This window comes from Colwellia marinimaniae (assembly GCF_002207865.1).
GTDB lineage: Bacteria > Pseudomonadota > Gammaproteobacteria > Enterobacterales > Alteromonadaceae > Colwellia > Colwellia marinimaniae.
The window spans coordinates 1-263 of sequence record NZ_BDQM01000319.1; the positions used below are offsets into that span (position 1 = coordinate 1).

The 263-nt window shown below is 71.1% G+C and carries 1 pseudogene; it reads left to right on the forward strand.

The annotated features are described in order from the left end of the window. Positions 1–228, forward strand: a pseudogene (locus MTCD1_RS19465) (lipoprotein-releasing system ATP-binding protein LolD); the annotation flags it as partial. Positions 229–263: the final 35 nt, after the last annotated feature.

Below are 263 nucleotides of genomic sequence, written 5' to 3' on the forward strand. Positions count from 1 at the left end.
GCCATTGCCCGCGCGCTGGTGCACCGCCCCGCTCTGCTGCTGGCCGATGAGCCGACGGGCAACCTGGACCCCACCACGGCGGCGCTGGTCATGGATCTGCTCATCGCCCAGACCCGCGAGCACGGCGCCGCATTGGTGCTGGTGACCCATTCGCAGGCCGCCGCGGCGCGGGCGAACCGGGCGCTGCGCCTCACGGCACAGGGCATCCGCCCGGCAGGAACTGCTTAGTCGATCATCAGGCGCTGCGTCTTGTTGCCCTGCTT